General features: G+C 69.2%; 16 protein-coding genes. 7 read left to right on the forward strand and 9 right to left on the reverse strand.

Features of this window, described 5'->3' with window-relative positions; all coding sequences use genetic code 11:
* Nucleotides 1–30 precede the first annotated feature (30 nt).
* The 3 genes from D514_RS23740 (at nt 31) to D514_RS23750 (ending at nt 2,138) form a co-directional block, all read left to right on the forward strand.
* Nucleotides 31–399: a multidrug efflux SMR transporter gene (locus D514_RS23740; protein ID WP_017828781.1), complete on the forward strand. Its 369-nt coding sequence runs from the start codon at nt 31–33 to the stop codon at nt 397–399.
* Nucleotides 396–719, forward strand: coding sequence for a multidrug efflux SMR transporter (locus D514_RS23745; protein ID WP_017828782.1), 324 nt, complete (start codon nt 396–398; stop codon nt 717–719). Before D514_RS23740 ends, D514_RS23745 begins: the two co-directional genes overlap by 4 nt.
* 72 nt (nt 720–791) lie before the next feature.
* Nucleotides 792–2,138, forward strand: a complete 1,347-nt coding sequence (locus D514_RS23750) for an amidohydrolase (RefSeq protein ID WP_017828783.1) — start codon at nt 792–794, stop codon at nt 2,136–2,138.
* 218 nt (nt 2,139–2,356) lie between these two features.
* Here the strand turns inward: D514_RS23750 and D514_RS23755 are convergent, their stop codons facing one another.
* From D514_RS23755 to D514_RS23790, 8 genes are all read right to left on the reverse strand, one after another.
* Nucleotides 2,357–3,346 (reverse strand): methyltransferase dimerization domain-containing protein, encoded by a 990-nt coding sequence (locus D514_RS23755; RefSeq protein WP_017828784.1) that lies wholly within the window; start codon nt 3,344–3,346, stop codon nt 2,357–2,359.
* Nucleotides 3,347–3,417: 71 nt separating this feature from the next.
* Nucleotides 3,418–4,116 (reverse strand): alpha/beta fold hydrolase, encoded by a 699-nt coding sequence (locus tag D514_RS23760; RefSeq protein ID WP_017828785.1) that lies wholly within the window; start codon nt 4,114–4,116, stop codon nt 3,418–3,420.
* A 34-nt stretch (nt 4,117–4,150) separates the two neighbouring features.
* On the reverse strand, nt 4,151–4,738 hold the full coding sequence (locus D514_RS23765) for a TetR/AcrR family transcriptional regulator (RefSeq protein ID WP_017828786.1): 588 nt from the start codon (nt 4,736–4,738) through the stop codon (nt 4,151–4,153).
* Between the two features lie 47 nt (nt 4,739–4,785).
* Nucleotides 4,786–5,619, reverse strand: coding sequence for an ATP-binding cassette domain-containing protein (locus D514_RS23770; RefSeq protein ID WP_017828787.1), 834 nt, complete (start codon nt 5,617–5,619; stop codon nt 4,786–4,788).
* Entirely contained in the window at nt 5,616–7,400 is a 1,785-nt protein-coding gene (locus D514_RS23775; protein ID WP_017828788.1) for a dipeptide/oligopeptide/nickel ABC transporter permease/ATP-binding protein, read from the reverse strand. The genes D514_RS23770 and D514_RS23775 overlap by 4 nt, the downstream gene beginning before the upstream one ends.
* Nucleotides 7,397–8,338, reverse strand: a complete 942-nt coding sequence (locus D514_RS23780) for an ABC transporter permease (protein WP_017828789.1) — start codon at nt 8,336–8,338, stop codon at nt 7,397–7,399. The genes D514_RS23775 and D514_RS23780 overlap by 4 nt, the downstream gene beginning before the upstream one ends.
* An 85-nt stretch (nt 8,339–8,423) precedes the next feature.
* Nucleotides 8,424–9,953 carry an ABC transporter substrate-binding protein gene (locus D514_RS23785; RefSeq protein ID WP_236610909.1) on the reverse strand — a complete coding sequence of 510 codons (1,530 nt, stop codon included), beginning with the start codon at nt 9,951–9,953 and terminating at the stop codon, nt 8,424–8,426.
* A 339-nt stretch (nt 9,954–10,292) separates the two neighbouring features.
* A complete protein-coding gene (locus D514_RS23790) occupies nt 10,293–11,633 on the reverse strand; it encodes an HNH endonuclease signature motif containing protein (RefSeq protein WP_017828791.1) in 1,341 nt (446 codons plus the stop codon).
* A gap of 141 nt (nt 11,634–11,774) precedes the next feature.
* Between D514_RS23790 and D514_RS23795 the strand changes: the two genes are divergently transcribed.
* On the forward strand, nt 11,775–12,155 hold the full coding sequence (locus tag D514_RS23795) for a DUF4259 domain-containing protein (protein ID WP_017828792.1): 381 nt from the start codon (nt 11,775–11,777) through the stop codon (nt 12,153–12,155).
* Nucleotides 12,156–12,161: 6 nt separating this feature from the next.
* On the opposite strand, the gene D514_RS23800 is transcribed toward D514_RS23795, so the two are convergent.
* Nucleotides 12,162–13,124, reverse strand: a complete 963-nt coding sequence (locus D514_RS23800; RefSeq protein ID WP_051056551.1) for an aldo/keto reductase — start codon at nt 13,122–13,124, stop codon at nt 12,162–12,164.
* Between the two features lie 99 nt (nt 13,125–13,223).
* On the opposite strand from D514_RS23800, the gene D514_RS23805 reads away from it, so the two are divergent.
* Genes D514_RS23805 through D514_RS23815 form a run of 3 tightly spaced genes read left to right on the forward strand, consistent with a single transcriptional unit; the run spans nt 13,224 to nt 16,060 of the window.
* Entirely contained in the window at nt 13,224–13,958 is a 735-nt protein-coding gene (locus tag D514_RS23805; RefSeq protein ID WP_017828794.1) for an SDR family NAD(P)-dependent oxidoreductase, read from the forward strand.
* 21 nt (nt 13,959–13,979) lie between these two features.
* On the forward strand, nt 13,980–15,092 hold the full coding sequence (locus D514_RS23810) for a zinc-binding dehydrogenase (RefSeq protein WP_017828795.1): 1,113 nt from the start codon (nt 13,980–13,982) through the stop codon (nt 15,090–15,092).
* Between the two features lie 8 nt (nt 15,093–15,100).
* Nucleotides 15,101–16,060, forward strand: a complete 960-nt coding sequence (locus D514_RS23815; protein WP_017828796.1) for an aldo/keto reductase — start codon at nt 15,101–15,103, stop codon at nt 16,058–16,060.
* The last annotated feature ends 25 nt before the right edge of the window (nt 16,061–16,085 follow it).

The raw sequence follows: 16,085 nt of genomic DNA on the forward strand, positions 1-16,085 counted from the left end.
CTTGGTCGGATGCTCGATGAAAGGCCGCCGATGACAGATCACCCTCGCCGCTCGGCGTGGCCGCCCCTGCTGCTCGCGATCGCGCTCGAGGTCACCGCGACCCTCTCGCTGCGCGCGGCCGAGGGTTTCACCCACCCGCTCTGGCTGATCGTCGTGGTCATCGGCTACTCCGGCTCGCTGTGGCTGCTGTCCGTCGTGCTCGATCGCGGCATGGCCGTGGGTGTGGCGTACGGCATCTGGTCGGCGATCGGCGTCGTGCTCACCGCCGTGTTCGGCACCGTGCTGTTCGGCGAGCTGCTGGGCCCGGTGCAGCTCATCGGCGTCGGTGTGATCGTGATCGGCGTGCTGCTCGTCGAGCTCGGCTCGCACACGCGTGAGGCGAAGGAGGTCACCCCATGACCTGGCTGCTCCTCGCCCTCGCGATCGCCAGCGAGGTCACCGCGACGCTGAGCCTGCGCGCCTCCGAAGGCCTGCGCCGCCGCCGCTGGATCCCCGTGATCGTCGTGGGCTATCTCGCCGCGTTCACGCTGCTGGGCACGATCCTCGCGCTGGGGATGCCCGTGGGCGTCGCCTACGGCATCTGGGCAGCGGCCGGTGTCGCGCTGACCGCGGTGCTGGGGCGGGTGATCTTCAAAGACCACTTCTCGGCCATGATGGCCGTCGGCGTCGCGCTGATCGCCGTCGGGGTGGGGATGATCGAGTTCGGCGGCGGGCACTGATAAGCAGCCCTCGTCGGCGTCTGCTCGAGGCGCACCTCTTCGTCGCCATCTTGCGTCTACACTGGTGGAATAATGACACAGTCACTCCACGGCGACGAGGCCGATCTGATCATCCGCGGCGGCCGCATCCACACCCTCGACCCCTCGGATGCGATCGTCGGAGCTCTCGCCGTCCGTGACGGGGTGATCATCGCCAGGGGCGACGATGCGGAATCCCTCGATGCCTGCGCCGTGATCGAGCTGGATGGACGCACGGTGATCCCCGGCATCAACGACGCCCACCTGCACGCCGCATGGCTGGGCGCACGGTGGCCCCACCTCTTCTTCTCCGACACTCCCCCCGAGGAGCAGCCATCTGGGCGGCTCGTGTCGAGCGCGGAAGAGCGCCGCACCGCGCTGCGGCGGGCGTGGGCGCTGCTGGCCGAACTGGGTATCACCAGCTACACGGAACCAGGCATCGGCCCCGGCGAGGATGACGGCGAGACGGGATGCTTCGGCTCCGACATGCTCGACACCTATCTCGAGCTGCACCGCGAACGCGCGCAGACCTCCCGCGTGACCCTGCTGCGGCTGTTCGGCACGATCGACGGGGAGAGCACCCTCGCCGACTTCGAGAGAGGCATCCGCACCCCTCCCCCCGCCTCGGATGCCCGGTGGCTCGCGATCCCCGGAGTGAAGATCTTCGCCGACGGCATCCCACCCCTGGCGACCGCCTGGGTCGATGAGCCCTATGCCGACGGCACGACGGGCGGCCTGCTCACCCGCGGCGAACCCGACGCCCTCACCGCCTTCCGACGCATGCTCGAACTCGCCTCGGCTCGCGGAATGCAGATCGCCGTGCATGCGACGGGAGACCGCTCGATCGCCGAGTTCCTGTCCGTGCTGGAGCGACGGCACGGCGATCACCCCACGCCGGCGGGACCGCACTACGTCGTGCACGGAGACCTCGCCACGACCGCGCAGATCGCCCGGATGGGGCGGATCGGTGCGGGGTTCGCCGTGCAGCCGCTGATCGCGGCGCACACGCACTCGTGGGCAGCGGTGCAGCTGGGAGAGGCCCGACTCGCCACCGCCTGGCCGCTCGCCGAGATGCTGACCTCCGACGCCCTGACCACGGTCACCAGCGACTCCCCCATCGCCAGCCCGGATTGGCGACTCGGGCTCGATGCCTCCCTCGCCCTGCTCACCGCTGCAGGGATCGCCGACGACACGCAGAGCAGGAACCGGCTGCTGCGGTCCATGACCGTCGAGGCCGCCCGACAGGACGGCGCATCCGCGTGGAAGGGGTCGCTGGAGGTCGGCAGGGTCGCCGATCTCACGGTGCTCGACGAGGACCCGCTGACCCCCGGGCGCGACCTCGCGACGATCGGGGTCGCCCGCACGATCGTCGACGGGCGCACGGTCTTCACCCGCGACTGACCGGCCCACCCGCGACCGACCGCCCCGCGACCGACCGGCCCACCCACGCCTCGCCTCGCCGAGGGGTCGAACACGAAAACGGCGGGCGGCATGCTCTCACATGCCNNNTGAAGTTCGCGAAAAACTTGTTCGAAAATCTCACATGCCGCCCGCCTCTGATCCCCCTCGGACCAGTCGTGTGCCCCGGCACCGGATCGCGTCCGCTGCCGGGGCTAGTCTCACACCGCGGTCGCCACGAGCACCCGCGGGCTGCCGGGCAGGGCCAGCTTGTCGCGCACCGACCAGCCGGCGTCGGCGAGCCATCCGCGCACCTCCGCCTCGGGGTACACGACGGTACCGTCGATCACCAGGTACTCCCCCGCGTGCAGCGCGTCGAGGGCTCGCTGCTCCGCGTCCTCGTCCAGGAAGAAATCGAGCACGGTCAGGGTCGCCCCCTCGACGGCGGCCGCGCGCAGGTTGCGGAAGATCTGCGCGTTCTCCTGCGCGGAGAAGCGGTGGATCACGTGATTGGCGAACACCACGTCGTACTCGCCTTCCGGTGCGGTGGTCGCGGTGTCACCGACCTCGACCGCGGCACGATCGTGCATCCCGGCGGCCGTCACGGCCTCGGCGATGCCGTCTTCGAAGCCGGGGGCGTAGAGGAAGGTCGTCCGCAACGCGGGGTTCTTCGCCATGACCGACAGCGCGAACTCGGCCGAGAGCCCACCGAAGTCGAGTGCCCTGGTCGCGCCTTCGAGGTCGACGAGACGACCGAACTCCTGCGCGTGCAGGCGGTTGTACGTCATGACGCCCGCCATGAAGGTCGCCCAGCGGGCGTCGTCCATCTGCAGATCGCCCGGCTCGGTGGTGTCGACCGTGTGCGCGAACTGCAGCCAGTGCGGGTAGCTGATCTCGTCGAGGAAGGTGAGGAACGGCGCGAGGTCGATCGCCGCCTCCTCGCCGACGAGGTACGCGGCGGCGTCGTCGGCGAGCTCGTAGCGCCCCGCGCTGCGGATCAGCAGACCCTTCGCGGCCATCGCATCGGCCAGCAGCGCCGCGATGCGCTCGCTGACCCCGCATCGCTCGGCGATCTCGCCCGCCGTGTCGGCCCCGTCGGCCACCGCGGCGAACAGCCCGATCCGGCTGGCCTGGAAGAGCTGCTTGGAAGCCATATAGCCGGTGGCGATGTCGAGGATCCGCGCCGCATCGGCGGTGGGAATGTCAGTCATGAACGAGCCTTTCAATTTGTCTACAAATGTTGGAAATAAACGACAGGGGAGAGCCGGATGCGAGAGAGGACTCACTCCGCGAGGAACTCCTGCACGGCCCTGCGGAACTCCGCCGTGTGCAGGGCCGAGAGGTGATCGCCCGGCACGCGTCGCGCTCGCGCATCGGGGAGCATCGCGGCGAGATCATCGATCCCCGCCGCCATCTCGTCGTGCGCCCCGCCGAGGAGCAGAACGGGGACGGCGGGCGCGCCACGGCCGGGGACGAAGGGCTCCGCCGCCAGGCCCTCGATCAGCGAGAGCAGGTCGGCAGGACGATTTCCGGGCATCGACACCATCTGGACGATCATGCCCGTGAGCGGGTCCTGGGGCGGGCGCTCGCCCGCGAGAGCCGCACGGGCCGCCGGAAGATCGACGAACGCGAAGGGCTCCCCCGCGCTGAGTCCGCCGAGCACCAGCCGTCGTACCGCGACACCGGGGTGGTGCGCCAGGTCCCACGCGAGCCGTGCCCCGAGCGAGTAGCCGACCAGGTCGACCTCTTCCGCACCGATGGACGACGCGATGGTGTCGAGCACGACCGATGTCGTCGCGGAGCCGAGCGCGATGCTGTCACCATGCGCCGGCAGATCGATCACCATGCGCGGGCGCTCTCCGAGCACACCCTCCCACTCCCGATCCGGCCAGTCCACGGAGCCCCGCGAGGCGAGGCCGTGCAGGAACGCGACAGGACGCCCCTGGCCGGGGCGGTGGGTGACGGACAGGGACACGGTCATGAGACGCCTTTCTCTCGAATGCGGCGCCTCGCGATCAGCGCAGTCGCGCCAGGAACTGCTGGATGTAGTCCTGATAGTCGGCGATGCGCTCGCCCTCGGGATACATGAGGTTGATCACGGTCGCCCCCACGGCGACCGAGATGAACTCGTTCGCGAGTGCCGCGTAGTCCTGATCGCGGATGGCGCCCGCATCGCGCGCCGCCTCCATCCGCTCGACGAGCATCGCGTGCCACCGCCCGAGGTGTGTGCGGTACAGCTCCGTGAGCTGATCGTTCGACATCGCGTACTCCCACAGCGCGAGGAGCACCCGCCCGCTCGCGATCTCGCCGACACTGCTGGGCAGCGTGCCCTCGAGCACCTGCTGCAGCATCCGCTCGGGCGTCGCGCCCTCGGAGATCGACTGCTGGAGCCAGGTGTCGTGCTCGAGCAGCACCGTCTCGAACGTCGCGGCGACGATGCTCTCCTTCCCGGGGAAGTAGTGCTTCAGCGCTCCGTTCGCGAATCCGGCCTCGGCGGCGATGCTGCGCATCGTCGCCGCCTCGAACCCGCCCTTCAGGATGATGCTCTTGGCCACGTCGACGATGTCCCGTCGACGCTGGTCGTGGTCGATGATCTTCGGCATGACGTCCTTCCGGCCGATTCTGCTGCGTGGAGTGTTCCGGCCTGGAGCTACCGTACCGCCGCATCGCGCACCTCCCGCAGAGCGAGCCACTGGGCACGGCGCTCGCGTTGCGCAGCCTGATCGGCGACGGGCGATGCCAGACGGAGCCGCTCGGAGTAAGGATGCTGCGGAGCGCGGGTGACCTGCTCCCCGGCGCCGACCTCGACGAGTTCGCCGCGATACATCACGGCCACCCGGTGGCAGACTCTGCGCACGACACCGAGGTCGTGCGAGACGAACAGGTAGGCCACGCCGGTGTCGCGCTGCAGCTCGATGAACAGATCGAGGATCGTCGCCTGGGTCGTGAGGTCGAGCGCGCTCACGGGCTCGTCGCACACGACCAGGCGCGGGCCGCGCACCAGCGCACGGGCGATGGCCACTCGCTGCCTCTGCCCACCGGAGAACTCGCTCGGATAGCGATCCATGGCGGACGACGGGAGGCGCACGCGATCGAGCATCTCCCGCACCTTCGCCTCGGCGGCCCTCGCGCCGATCCCCGTCGTGAGAAGGGGCTCGGCGAGGATGTCTCCGATCGTCATCGCCGGGTTCAGCGAGCCGTAGGGGTCCTGGAACACGACCTGCACGTCGTCGGCGAGCGCTCGGCGCGCGCGATGGCTCAGGCGGCTGATCTCCTGCCCGTCGAAGCGGATGCTGCCGGCGGTGACCGGAGCCAGCCCGAGGATGGCCTTACCGAGCGTGGACTTACCCGATCCCGACTCCCCGACCAGGCCGAGGCACTCCCCCGGTGCGATGTCGAGAGAGACGCCGTGCAGGGCGCGGAAGGCCCGCCGTCCGCGACCGTACTCCACGACGAGGTCGTTCACTTCGAGGAGGGGGCTCATGCGGGGACTCCCGTCGTGGTGCGGTCGAGTTCGTCTCGGCCGACGGCGTCGTCGAGCGAGGCGGCGATGAGCTCCCTCGTGTACGGCTCGGTCGGGGAGGCGAACAGGGCGTCGACCGGACCGGACTCCACGATGTCGCCGCTGCGCATCACGATCACGCGGTCGCAGATGTCGGCCACGACGCCGAAGTTGTGCGTGACGATGAGAAGAGCCATGCCGTACTCCGCCTGCAGCTCGCGCAGCAGCTCGAGCACCTCGGCCTGCACCGTGACATCGAGCGCCGTGGTGGGTTCGTCGGCCACGAGGAGTGAGGGCTTGCCGGCGATGGCCCCGGCGATCAGCACGCGCTGCGCCATCCCCCCGGACACCTGGTGCGGGTAGCTGCGCATCACCCGGTCCGGGTCGGTGAGGCCGACGCGCACGAGCATCGCGCGTGCGCGCTCCTTCGCGGCCGACCTGCTCAGCCCCTGCGTGCGGCGCAGCGGTTCGACGAGCTGATGGCCGATCGTGTACGACGGATCGAGGTTGCTCATCGGCTCCTGCGGCACGTAGCCGATCGTCCGCCCGAGCAGGGCCCGGCGCTGCTTCGGGGTCGACGATGTGACATCGACCCCGCCCACCCAGATGGCGTCGGCGGTGGCGCGCCCCGTCGCGGGGAGCAGATCGAGCACGGAGAACACGGTCTGCGACTTGCCGGATCCCGATTCGCCGACGATGCCGACCACCTCGCCCGGCGCGACGTCGAGGGTCACGCCGTGCACGACCTCCGTCTCCCCGGTCGGCGTGGCGTGCACGACCCGGAGGTTCTCGACCCGCAGCGCGGAACCCTCCGCCGAGTGGTGAGCACTGCCTGTCGGAGCGCTGGTGGGCATCGCTGCGACCCCATCGCGCTTTCGCCGGGCGACCCGGGGCGTCCGCACCTGCACGAGCTCTGCGAGGGTCGACCCCATGATCGCGAGCACGGCGATCGTGAGCCCGAGCGCGGCCGACGGCCACAGCAGCATGAGCGGGTACGTGAGCATGAGCCGGAAGCCCTCGAGCATCATGGCGCCCCAGCTCGGGACGTTGGAATCGCCGATGCCGAGGAACTGGAGCCCTGCCTGCATGCCCATCGCGATCCCGGCGGTCAGGGCCGTCTGGATGATGACGGGCGGGTACACGGCCGTGATCACGTGGCGGAAGATGATCCGCCCGTCCGACAGACCGGAGACGCGCGCCGCATCGATGTAGGGCTCGCCGCGCACGGCGAGCGTCTGCGAGCGGGCGATGCGGAAGTAGCCCGGCACCATGAAGACACCCACCGTGGCCATCAGCAGTTCGAAGTTGTTGCGGAAGCCGGCGGCGACGACGAGCAGGATGATCATGCCGGGGATCGACTGGAGGGCATCGCTGATCCAGGTGGCGGCCCTGTCGAACGCTCCCCCGAAGTAGCCGGCGGCGACGCCGGCCGGCACGCCGATCACGAGTGCGGTCACGATCGTGATGAGCGCGCCCCAGAGCGTGGTGCGGGTGCCGTAGATGAGGCGGCTGAGGATGTCCCGCCCGGTGGAGTCGCCCCCCAGCAGATGCTCCGGCCCCGGCGCGGCCTTGGCGGCGGACAGATCGACGAAGTTCGGATCCATCGGCGCGAGCAGCGGTGCGAAGATGCCGACGAGCACGATGAGGACGAAGATCGCGAGCGGGATGTAGCCGCCGGGGTGGCGGAGGAAGCGCCGGAACAGGCTCGATCGGCGCTTCTGGGCTGCCCGATCGAAGGCGACGCGGATGTCTGTCGTGGTCATGCGACGCGCACCTTCGGGTTGATCCAGCCCAGCACGAGGTCGAGCAGGAGGTTGATGAGGACGACGAAGACGACGGAGATGACCGTGATGCCGAGGAGCATCGGGATGTCGCCGTTCTGCGAGGACTGGTTGGTGAGCTGGCCGAGACCGGGCAGGCTGAAGATCTGCTCGACCACGATCGCGCCGGAGAGGAGTCCGACGAACATCAGCGCGATCACCGTGAGCGCCGCGGGTGAGGCATTGCGGAGGATGTGCAGGTTCACGCGGGCGGTCGAGAGGCCCCGGCTGCGCAGCGTGCGCACCCAGTCCTGCCTGCTCTGCGCGATGACGGCGTTGCGGAGCTGCTCCGCGACGGCGACGATGCCGCCCAGCGCCAGCGAGATCGCCGGGAGGGTGATGGAGCGCAGCCACCCCTCGACGGACTGCGTCGGGGGCACGTAGCCCACTGCGGGGAACCACTTCAGCTGCACCGCGAGCCACATCACCAGCACGAGGCTGACCCAGAAGCCGGGGAGCGCGAACAGCACGACGGAGATGCCCTTGATGACGCGGTCGAACCAGGTGCCGGGGCGAAGACCTGTGATCATGCCGAAGGCGATGCCGACCACCGCGGTGATGAGCGTCGCGAAGGTCACGACCGAGAGGGTCACCGGGACCTTGATCGCGAGCTGCGCGCTGACCGGCTGGAAGTTGCGCCAGGAGACGCCGAAGTCGAGCAGCGCGGCATGCGACAGCCAGTCCCAGAACTGGACCAGGAGAGGACGGTCGAGGCCGATCTTCTCGGCCAGCGCCGCCTGTTGCGCAGGACTCGCCGTCGTGCCGAGGAGCGATGCGGTCGGGTCGCTGATGGCGAGGTGCGCCAGGAAGAAGGTGCCGATCGAGACCGCGACGAGCAGGAGGATGCCGGACAGCACCCGCTTCGCCGTGAACACAAGCATGGAAACCTCTCGGGGGTGGAGGGGTCGGTGGGGTCGGAGGGGGAGGATGCCGGGGCGGCCGACGTCGCGACCGCCCCGGCGGGCGTCAGCCCTGGGTGATGTAGCGCAGGGTGGGGAACATCATCCCGACGATGGGCTGCAGCTGGATGCCGGAGGCCGTGTAGTAGATGTTGTTCGCCTGGTACCAAACAGACCACCACGCCTGGTCGACGAGCGCCTTGTTGAGCTCCTTGACGGCGTCGGTCTGCGCCTCGCCGCGTTCCGTCTGCACCTTCTCGACGAGCGGGGCGATGACCTCGTTCTGGGCGTAGTCGGGTGCGGGGTTGAACCACTGCACGCTGGTCACCTGGCGCGCGACCGTAGCGACGTCGTTGCCGTCCATCGCGAGGAACGAGATGAACATCGGGTAGTTCGGCGCGTTGAGCTGGTAGTCCGGCATCTGCATGTTGTCCCAGGTGACCTTCACGCCGAGCTCGGTGAGCGCCTGCTCGGCCGAGGGCTTCCACATCTCGAAGATCGGCGACATCGGCATGGAGATCTCGAAGCCGTCTGCGTAGCCCGCGTCGGCCAGCAGCTTCTTGGCCGTGTCCATGTTGTGGGCGTAGGTCTCATTGAGGGCGGGATCGTTGACCGTGCCGCCGTCCGGGAAGACCTGGTTGGTGGCGACGCCGGCACCGCTGCCGACGGCGGCGAGGATCGCGGCACCGTCGAACGCGTAGTTCAGCGCCTGCCGGACCTCGAGCTTGCCGAGGGGCTCGCTCTTGGCTCCGGTGTGGTCGGTGATGACGAGTCCCGCCCAGCCGGAGACGCGCTCCGCGGTGTTCCAGCCCTGCTGCTTCGCCTGCTCGAGGTTGGCGACGTCGCCGTACTGCACATTGATCTGGCCGCTGAGCATGGCGTTGTGACGCGCTGTCGCATCGGTGATCGGGAAGATCGCGAGGTCGGCGAACGGGTAGGCCTCGGCATCCCAGTGGTCGGTGGTCTTGATGAAGTGGTACTCCGCGCCGGCGATGCTGGTGTCGCCGTCGAGGACGTAGGGTCCGGAGCCGATGGGTTCGCTGCCGAGGGTTCCCGCCTCGATAGCTGCCGGAGAGACCACGTAGCTGCGGCCCAGCCCCATGAAGTAGAGGATCGTGTCGTCGCGCTGGGTGAGGAGGATGCGAACCGTGTCGTCGTCGACCTTCTCGAAGGCCGAGACGTTCAGGTAGGCCTCTCCGGAGCGCGCGCCCTGCTTGAGGTAGTCGAGGCTCGTGATCACGGCGTCGACGTCGACCGGGGTGCCGTCGCTGAACACGGCGTCGGTGCGGATGTCGAGGTCGATGCTGAGGTCGTCGTCGGCGACGGTCCATCCGGTCGCGAGGGACGGGACCGGCTGGCCGTCCGCGTCCAGAGCGATCAGGGCATCGTAGACGGCGGAGAGGTAGGGGCCGTCGAAGCCGATGTCGGCGAGCGAGGGATCCCACGACGTGACGTCGAGGAAGTTACCGATGTTGAGGGCGTCGGGGCCGTCGGCAGCACTGCCGTCGGACGGGGAGGGTGTTGCGCCTGCGCTGCAGCTGGTGAGCGCGAGGGTCGCGGCCACGGCTGCGGCGAGCGCGAGGGGCATTCGTTTCATGGTTCCTTCTCTCGGGTGCAAGGGTGGTGAAGAAGGCTCGGAGTGCCGCTGACCGGAGACCGGATCCGGCTTCACCTCGATGTGTCGCGCTGGTTAGTCTACATGCGTGGAAAAAGAGCGCAAGAGTCTTTCGCTCTCCTGAGGGCTCCGCTCATGCCCTGGCGCGCACCGGGCTTGTCCGAGCGTGCAGGCATGGTGGAGCGCCGGTCGTCCGCGAGACGCGCAGGCAGCGCGTTCAGGCCACGCGTTCAGGCCACACGTCCAGGCAGCGCGTTCAGGCCACACGTCCAGGCAGCGCGTTCAGGCAGCGCGTTCAGGCCACACGTTCAGGCAGCGCGTTCAGGCAGCGATGTCGAAGCGCGCCCTGCCACCCAGGCGCGGAGCCCGCGCAGGGTCGACCGTGGCCGGTGGGAGGAACCACACCCTGCCTCGGCTCCCACCGCCATCGATACGGATATCCCACCCGTTGTCATGGATCCGATGGTGGCAGGTCTCGCACAGCAGCACGCCGTTCGAGAGATCGGTCGGACCGTGATCTCGACTCCACCATCGGATGTGATGCGCTTTCGTCATCTCGGGCGGCAGCGCACACATGGCGCATCCACCATCCCGCTCGACCAACGCCAACCGTTGCGAGCGCGTGAACAGGCGCTTCTCCCGACCCCAATCGAGCACTTCGCTCGCCGCACCGAGCACGCAGGGGATCACTCCCCCGCCTGCGGCCATCCGTCGGGCCGCGCCGATGCTGACCGGCTGTTCGATTCCGTCGATCTGGGCGGACCCGGCGCCGGCTTCCAGGTCGTCGAGGCTCATCCGCACCACGACGGTCGCACCCGCCAACGGCACCCGGGCGTCGCACTCGAGAACGTGGCCCGCGAACACGGACAGAGCGTCGGCCTGGATCATCGGCACGGTGCGACGATCGGCGTCCGGCGCGTCCGGTGCGGCCGCGTTCTTTCGCGCGGCGAATGCGGCGGTCACGTAGCCGCGGATGGCCGTCACGACAGGAGCGGCGGTCTCGGCGTCGAGGACGGCGTTCAGATGCACCATCCCGTCGCGCTCATGAATGGTCAAAGCTCGGCGGGAACGCTGCTCCTCCAGGCGCGGCTCCACCCCATCCGGGTCCAGCCACGCCTCCGCCCTCACGACCAGCTTGCGCACGTCATCGAGAGCGAGCCCGACCGCCTTCTCCACCAGCAGAGACTCCGCCTCGGCGACCCGCACCAGACCCACCGAGACGCGACACCGATCCAGCAGGGCGATGATCGCGGCAGCCACCTGAGCACTCAGCGCGCCGGACCCGAGCGCCTCACGCACTCTCGGATACTTCGCCGGCAGAGGCGCCCCGAGGAAATCCTCGCGCGGCGCGACCGCTTCTCCGACCTTCACCAGCCGGGTCGCATCGCCGCGCGAGACGCCGACGGTCGCCGCGATCAACGTCGCCGGGTTCCGGTAGCCCTGCTGCTTGGCGAGACCCTCCGCACCCAACTCGGGACGAGACTCGCGTGAGATGCACGCCGCGACCTCGATGTGCACCGCATCCAGCCGCCGCTGCAGCACCCCGATGGATGCGCTCACGGCGATCAGCTGCTCTCGCGACAGCTCACCGGATCCATCGGCGTCGGCCCACGCCGCATCGAGGCGGGACATCGCCTCGTGCAACTCGACCAGCTTCGGCATGATTCCACTTTACCGAATCACCTCTCGACATTCGAACTTATCTTCGAACGAATGCCAGCATTCTGCCGCTGACTCCGACCGGACACCATGCTCACATGGTTCACTAGGTCTGACCGCAACAGCCGACAGGAAGAGGGAGACATGGGCACGTGGGGACCGGGAAACTTCGACGACGACACGGTCGCCGACGCGCTGAGCGAGATCACCGACGAGCTCATCGCGAAGATCTCCGAGGTGTTCGCCGATGAGGACGACGACACCGAGCTGCAGCCGGACGAATGGGGCGGAGCCATGGTTCCCGCGTGGCTGGAGATCCTCACCGACATCGGGTCCGCGGGGCGAGTGGGTGCCACGTTCCCGTCGAGCAGCACGCTCGAGGGCTGGCGAGACCGGTACATCCGGGTCTGGGACGACTACATCGACGAGCTCGAACCGGACGAGGACTACCGCACCGACCGACGCCAGGTCATCGTCTCGACGTTCGAGCGCGCCATAGCCCTCGCACACGAGCGCGAGGCGTAGCCGACCTCACCACACCCCGTCGGCGCGCACGTCACGGTCGACCCAGCAGTCGGCGAGCGCCGCACGCACCTCGGGACCACGTGCGAGCGCCAGGTCGAGCGCCGCATGGTTCTGCTCCAACTGCGCGAGCCGGGAGGCACCGAACAGCACGTTCGCGGTCGCGGGGTTCGACAGGCAGAAGGCGATGCCCAGTGCCGCCGGGGTGACCCCGAATCCGGCGGCCACCCGCGCGACCTCGGGGTAGATCGCGGCGATCTGCTCACGGATCCCTCCGACATCCGCGCCGATCTTCCGCTCGGGCTGCCGCCCGGTGGCGAGGATCCCGCCCTCGAAGACGTCGGACGCCTGCAGGGTGAGCACGCCCGCATCGAACAACGCCCCGTACGCCTCCCCCTCGGCCATCGACCGGCGCGCGATGCCGTATTTCAACTGCGCGAACACCGGTGCGACGACCCCTTGCGTCTCCGCCTCGTCGAGAGCCTGCGTGGTGTGGGCGATCTGCCAGTTGTTGATGCCCCAGCTGTCGACGAGGCCTTCCGAGATCAGCGCGTTCACCTCGGCGACGAGGCGCGGCATGTCGGGCACCTTCCCGTAGTCGCCGACCACCACCGTGTCGAAGCGTTCGAGGCCGGCCCGCCCGAGCGACTCGACGAGCTGTTGACGAAATCCCTGGTTCGGCCAGTCCCAGAGCCACAGCTTGCCGCACAGGGTTATCCCGTCGCGATCGACGCCACTCGCCCGCAGCGCCTCGCCGAACAGGATGTCGGTCCTCGAGTTCTCGGCATGCGGACCCATGTTGTAGTACGCGATGTCGAAGAATCCGGCATCGAGCTCCGTGGCTCTCCGGATCAGCGCGACCGCCTCATCCTTCGACATCCGGTCCCAGGTGTTCCACGACCCCAATGCCAGCGGAGGCACAGGCACCCCTCCGCGCTGCAGTGCCGTGCGGGGATATGTCGATTCGGGCATGAAGGCTCCTTCGTCTTCTCTGACACGGGGTTGTGTTTTTCTATGTTTGTAGAATATAACGGAGTCACCCCGTCGCAGCACCCGTCAGTGAGGACGAACATGACCGCTTCCCCCCGCCGCATCCTCGTCACCGGTGGAGCCTCGGGCCTCGGCAGAGGCATCGCCGCCGCGTTCGCACGGGCCGGGGACGAGGTGTTCATCGGCGACGTGAACGCGGAAGCCGTGCAGAGCGTCGCGAACGAGCTCGGCGCCACGGCCGTGCACCTCGACATCTCCGACGAGGCCTCCGTGCAGTCGGCGGCGGATCGGCTCTCCGCCGCGGGCGGACTCGACGTGCTGGTGAACAACGCCGGCGTCGTCGCGGGCGGCGGCACCCTGCAGGACGTGCCCGTCGAGGCCGTCGATGCCGCCCTGCGCGTCAACGTCCGCGGCACCTTCCTCATGCTCCGCACGTTCGGCGCCCTGCTCGCGGCGACCGGCGGCGGCTCGATCGTCAACATCTCCTCGATCGGCGCCCGCCAGCCCACCCCGGGTCTGGGCCACTACGAAGCCACCAAGGCGGCGGTCGACGCCCTCACCCGCACGGCCGCCATCGAGCTCGCCGGATCGGGAATCCGCGTCAATGCCGTCGCCCCCGGCCCCGTGCTCACTCCCCTGACCGCCGACTTCGCGTCGAACCCCGATGCCCGTGCGGCCTGGGAGTCGCGCATCCCGCTCGGCTCGATCGCCGAGGTCGACCAGGTCACCCCGCTCGTGCTGTTCCTCGCGAGCGACGCCGCCAGCCACATCACCGGGGTCTGCGTCGCCGTCGACGGCGGACAGCTCCTGGTCTGACCGTTCCCCGGAGACGACACCATGACCCGCACCGCAGAGCTGCCCACCACGACCCGCGCCGCCGTCCTCACCGCCCACGGCGAGCCCCTGACACTGCAGGAGCTGCCGCTGCCCGCCGAGATCGAACCCGGTGCCGCCCTGGTGCGCATCACCTGCACGACCCTGTGCGGCACCGACATCGAGATCTGGGAGGGGAAGATGACCTTCCCCGGCATGCTCCCGATGGTGCTCGGCCACGAGATGGTCGGCGAGATCGTCGCCACCGGCCCCGACACCCGTGATGCTCTCGGCCGCGCCCTCTCCCCCGGCGACCGCATCGGCTGGTCGGAATCGACCTGTGGCGAATGCCACGGCTGCGTCGTGCTGCGCGAACCGGTGGCGTGCGCCCGCCGCGGCTACGGCTTCCTCCAGCGCGCGGACGTGCCTCCCTTCGCCACCGCGGGTCTCTCCGCGTACGCCTACGTCACCCCGGGCGCCGCGAAGCTGCTGCTCCCCTCCGCCGTCAAGGACACGTGGGCGTCGATGGCGGGATGCGCCGTCAAGACCGTGCTCCGCGCGTTCGAGCGTGCCGGACGCATCCGACCGGGATCGAGCGTCGTGATCCAGGGCTCCGGAGCCCTCGGCATCTTCGCCACCGCCGTCGCGAAGATCGCCGGCGCCGGCCAGGTGATCACCGTGGGGGCACCGTCCGCGCGTCTCAAGCTGGCCGGGCGCTTCGGCGCAGACGCCGTGGTCGACTTCCGCGACGGTCCCGTGGTCGACCAGGTCCTGGAGCTGACGAACGGACGCGGCGCCGATCACGTCTTCGACTTCGCCGGGGCCCCCGGCGTGGGACCGGACGCCGTCGGGATGGCCGCCCAGCGCGGCACCATCGCGATCGTCGGTTCGACCGGACCGGCAGGCGACGGATTCGCCCTCAGCACGATCATGGGCAAGGAGCTCACGGTCGTCGGATCCCTCAACGGCGACATCTCCGACTACGCCAGGGCCGTCGACTTCTTCTCGGCGTTCGCCGACCGCTTCCCTTGGGATGACCTCTTCAGCGCCCCCGTCGGCCTCGCGGAGGCCTCGGCGAAGATCGCCCGCATGCACCATCTCGATGAGGTCAAGGCCGTCATCGACCCGAGTCTGTGAGGACGACCATGATCACTCCCCTTCCGCGCCGTGAGATCGGGCGCAGCGGCCTGCACACCTCGCTGTTCTCGCTCGGCTCCTGGCACACCTACGACCGGATGGACTTCGCCGACGCGGTGGGCATGCTCCGCGAGGCCGTGGATCACGGCGTGAACCTCTTCGATGTCGGGGTCTACTCCGCACCGGGTGCCCCACCGGTGTTCACCGACGTGATCTTCTCGGCCATGGTGCGCGCGGCCGGCCTCGACCGAGAGGAGTGGCTGCTGTCGTCGAAGCTCTGGCTCGAGACGTTCGACACCGAGGGCTTCCGCCCCCAACTCGACAACGCCCTGATGCGCGTGGGCGTCGAGCACGCCGACCTCGTGATTCTGGGAGACCTGCGCCGCGACGACCTGGATCTGCGCGATCTCGTGCTCGATCTGGCACGCCTGACCGATGCCGGTCTCATCCGCGCCTGGGGAGTGAACAACTGGTCGGCGTCGAGCATCCAGGCCCTGATCGACATCGCGACGGACGAAGACGTGCCCGGCCCGCAGATCGCGCAGCTGAAGTACAGCGTCTCGCGACGTGCCATCCCGGACGGAGCGCCCTTCACCGGCCTGTGGGAGCAGGGACTGACATTGCAGGCCTCGGACTGCCTCGAAGGCGGCATCCTGGCGGGCAAGGTGAACGGCGACCGCCAGATCGGTCGCGACCCCGGCGACATCCGCGGGCGTATCCTCGCCGATGTCCCGGCGTTCGCGGCACTCGCCGATTCGCTCGACGCGTCTCCGGCACAGCTCGGCATCGCCTTCACCCTCACGCATCCGGCTCTCACGACGACGCTGTTCGGGGCGTCGAGCGTCGCCCAGCTGCGCGCGAACCTCGCGGCCGTCGATCTGGTCGATCGTGTCGGCGCCGCAGAACTGCGCCGCCTGGTCGCACCGTTCTGGGCGGACCGCGGCATCGTCGACCCCGAAGGCCCCTGAACCGCCCCCGCCACCACTCGCACAA

It is taken from the genome of Microbacterium sp. UCD-TDU, assembly GCF_000340625.1.
Classification (GTDB): Bacteria; Actinomycetota; Actinomycetes; order Actinomycetales; family Microbacteriaceae; genus Microbacterium; species Microbacterium maritypicum.

Bases quoted from the DNA above. Each gene is read 5' to 3' on its own strand.
- D514_RS23815 (WP_017828796.1), top strand. From the start codon at position 15,101: ATGATCACTCCCCTTCCGCGCCGTGAGATCGGGCGCAGCGGCCTGCAC.
- D514_RS23745 (WP_017828782.1), top strand. From the start codon at position 396: ATGACCTGGCTGCTCCTCGCCCTCGCGATCGCCAGCGAGGTCACCGCG.
- D514_RS23740 (WP_017828781.1), top strand. From the start codon at position 31: ATGACAGATCACCCTCGCCGCTCGGCGTGGCCGCCCCTGCTGCTCGCG.
- D514_RS23755 (WP_017828784.1), bottom strand. From the start codon at position 3,346: ATGACTGACATTCCCACCGCCGATGCGGCGCGGATCCTCGACATCGCC.
- D514_RS23795 (WP_017828792.1), top strand. From the start codon at position 11,775: ATGGGCACGTGGGGACCGGGAAACTTCGACGACGACACGGTCGCCGAC.
- D514_RS23770 (WP_017828787.1), bottom strand. From the start codon at position 5,619: ATGAGCCCCCTCCTCGAAGTGAACGACCTCGTCGTGGAGTACGGTCGC.
- D514_RS23785 (WP_236610909.1), bottom strand. From the start codon at position 9,953: ATGAAACGAATGCCCCTCGCGCTCGCCGCAGCCGTGGCCGCGACCCTC.
- D514_RS23810 (WP_017828795.1), top strand. From the start codon at position 13,980: ATGACCCGCACCGCAGAGCTGCCCACCACGACCCGCGCCGCCGTCCTC.
- D514_RS23790 (WP_017828791.1), bottom strand. From the start codon at position 11,633: ATGCCGAAGCTGGTCGAGTTGCACGAGGCGATGTCCCGCCTCGATGCG.
- D514_RS23750 (WP_017828783.1), top strand. From the start codon at position 792: ATGACACAGTCACTCCACGGCGACGAGGCCGATCTGATCATCCGCGGC.
- D514_RS23780 (WP_017828789.1), bottom strand. From the start codon at position 8,338: ATGCTTGTGTTCACGGCGAAGCGGGTGCTGTCCGGCATCCTCCTGCTC.
- D514_RS23765 (WP_017828786.1), bottom strand. From the start codon at position 4,738: ATGCCGAAGATCATCGACCACGACCAGCGTCGACGGGACATCGTCGAC.
- D514_RS23805 (WP_017828794.1), top strand. From the start codon at position 13,224: ATGACCGCTTCCCCCCGCCGCATCCTCGTCACCGGTGGAGCCTCGGGC.
- D514_RS23760 (WP_017828785.1), bottom strand. From the start codon at position 4,116: ATGACCGTGTCCCTGTCCGTCACCCACCGCCCCGGCCAGGGGCGTCCT.
- D514_RS23800 (WP_051056551.1), bottom strand. From the start codon at position 13,124: ATGCCCGAATCGACATATCCCCGCACGGCACTGCAGCGCGGAGGGGTG.
- D514_RS23775 (WP_017828788.1), bottom strand. From the start codon at position 7,400: ATGACCACGACAGACATCCGCGTCGCCTTCGATCGGGCAGCCCAGAAG.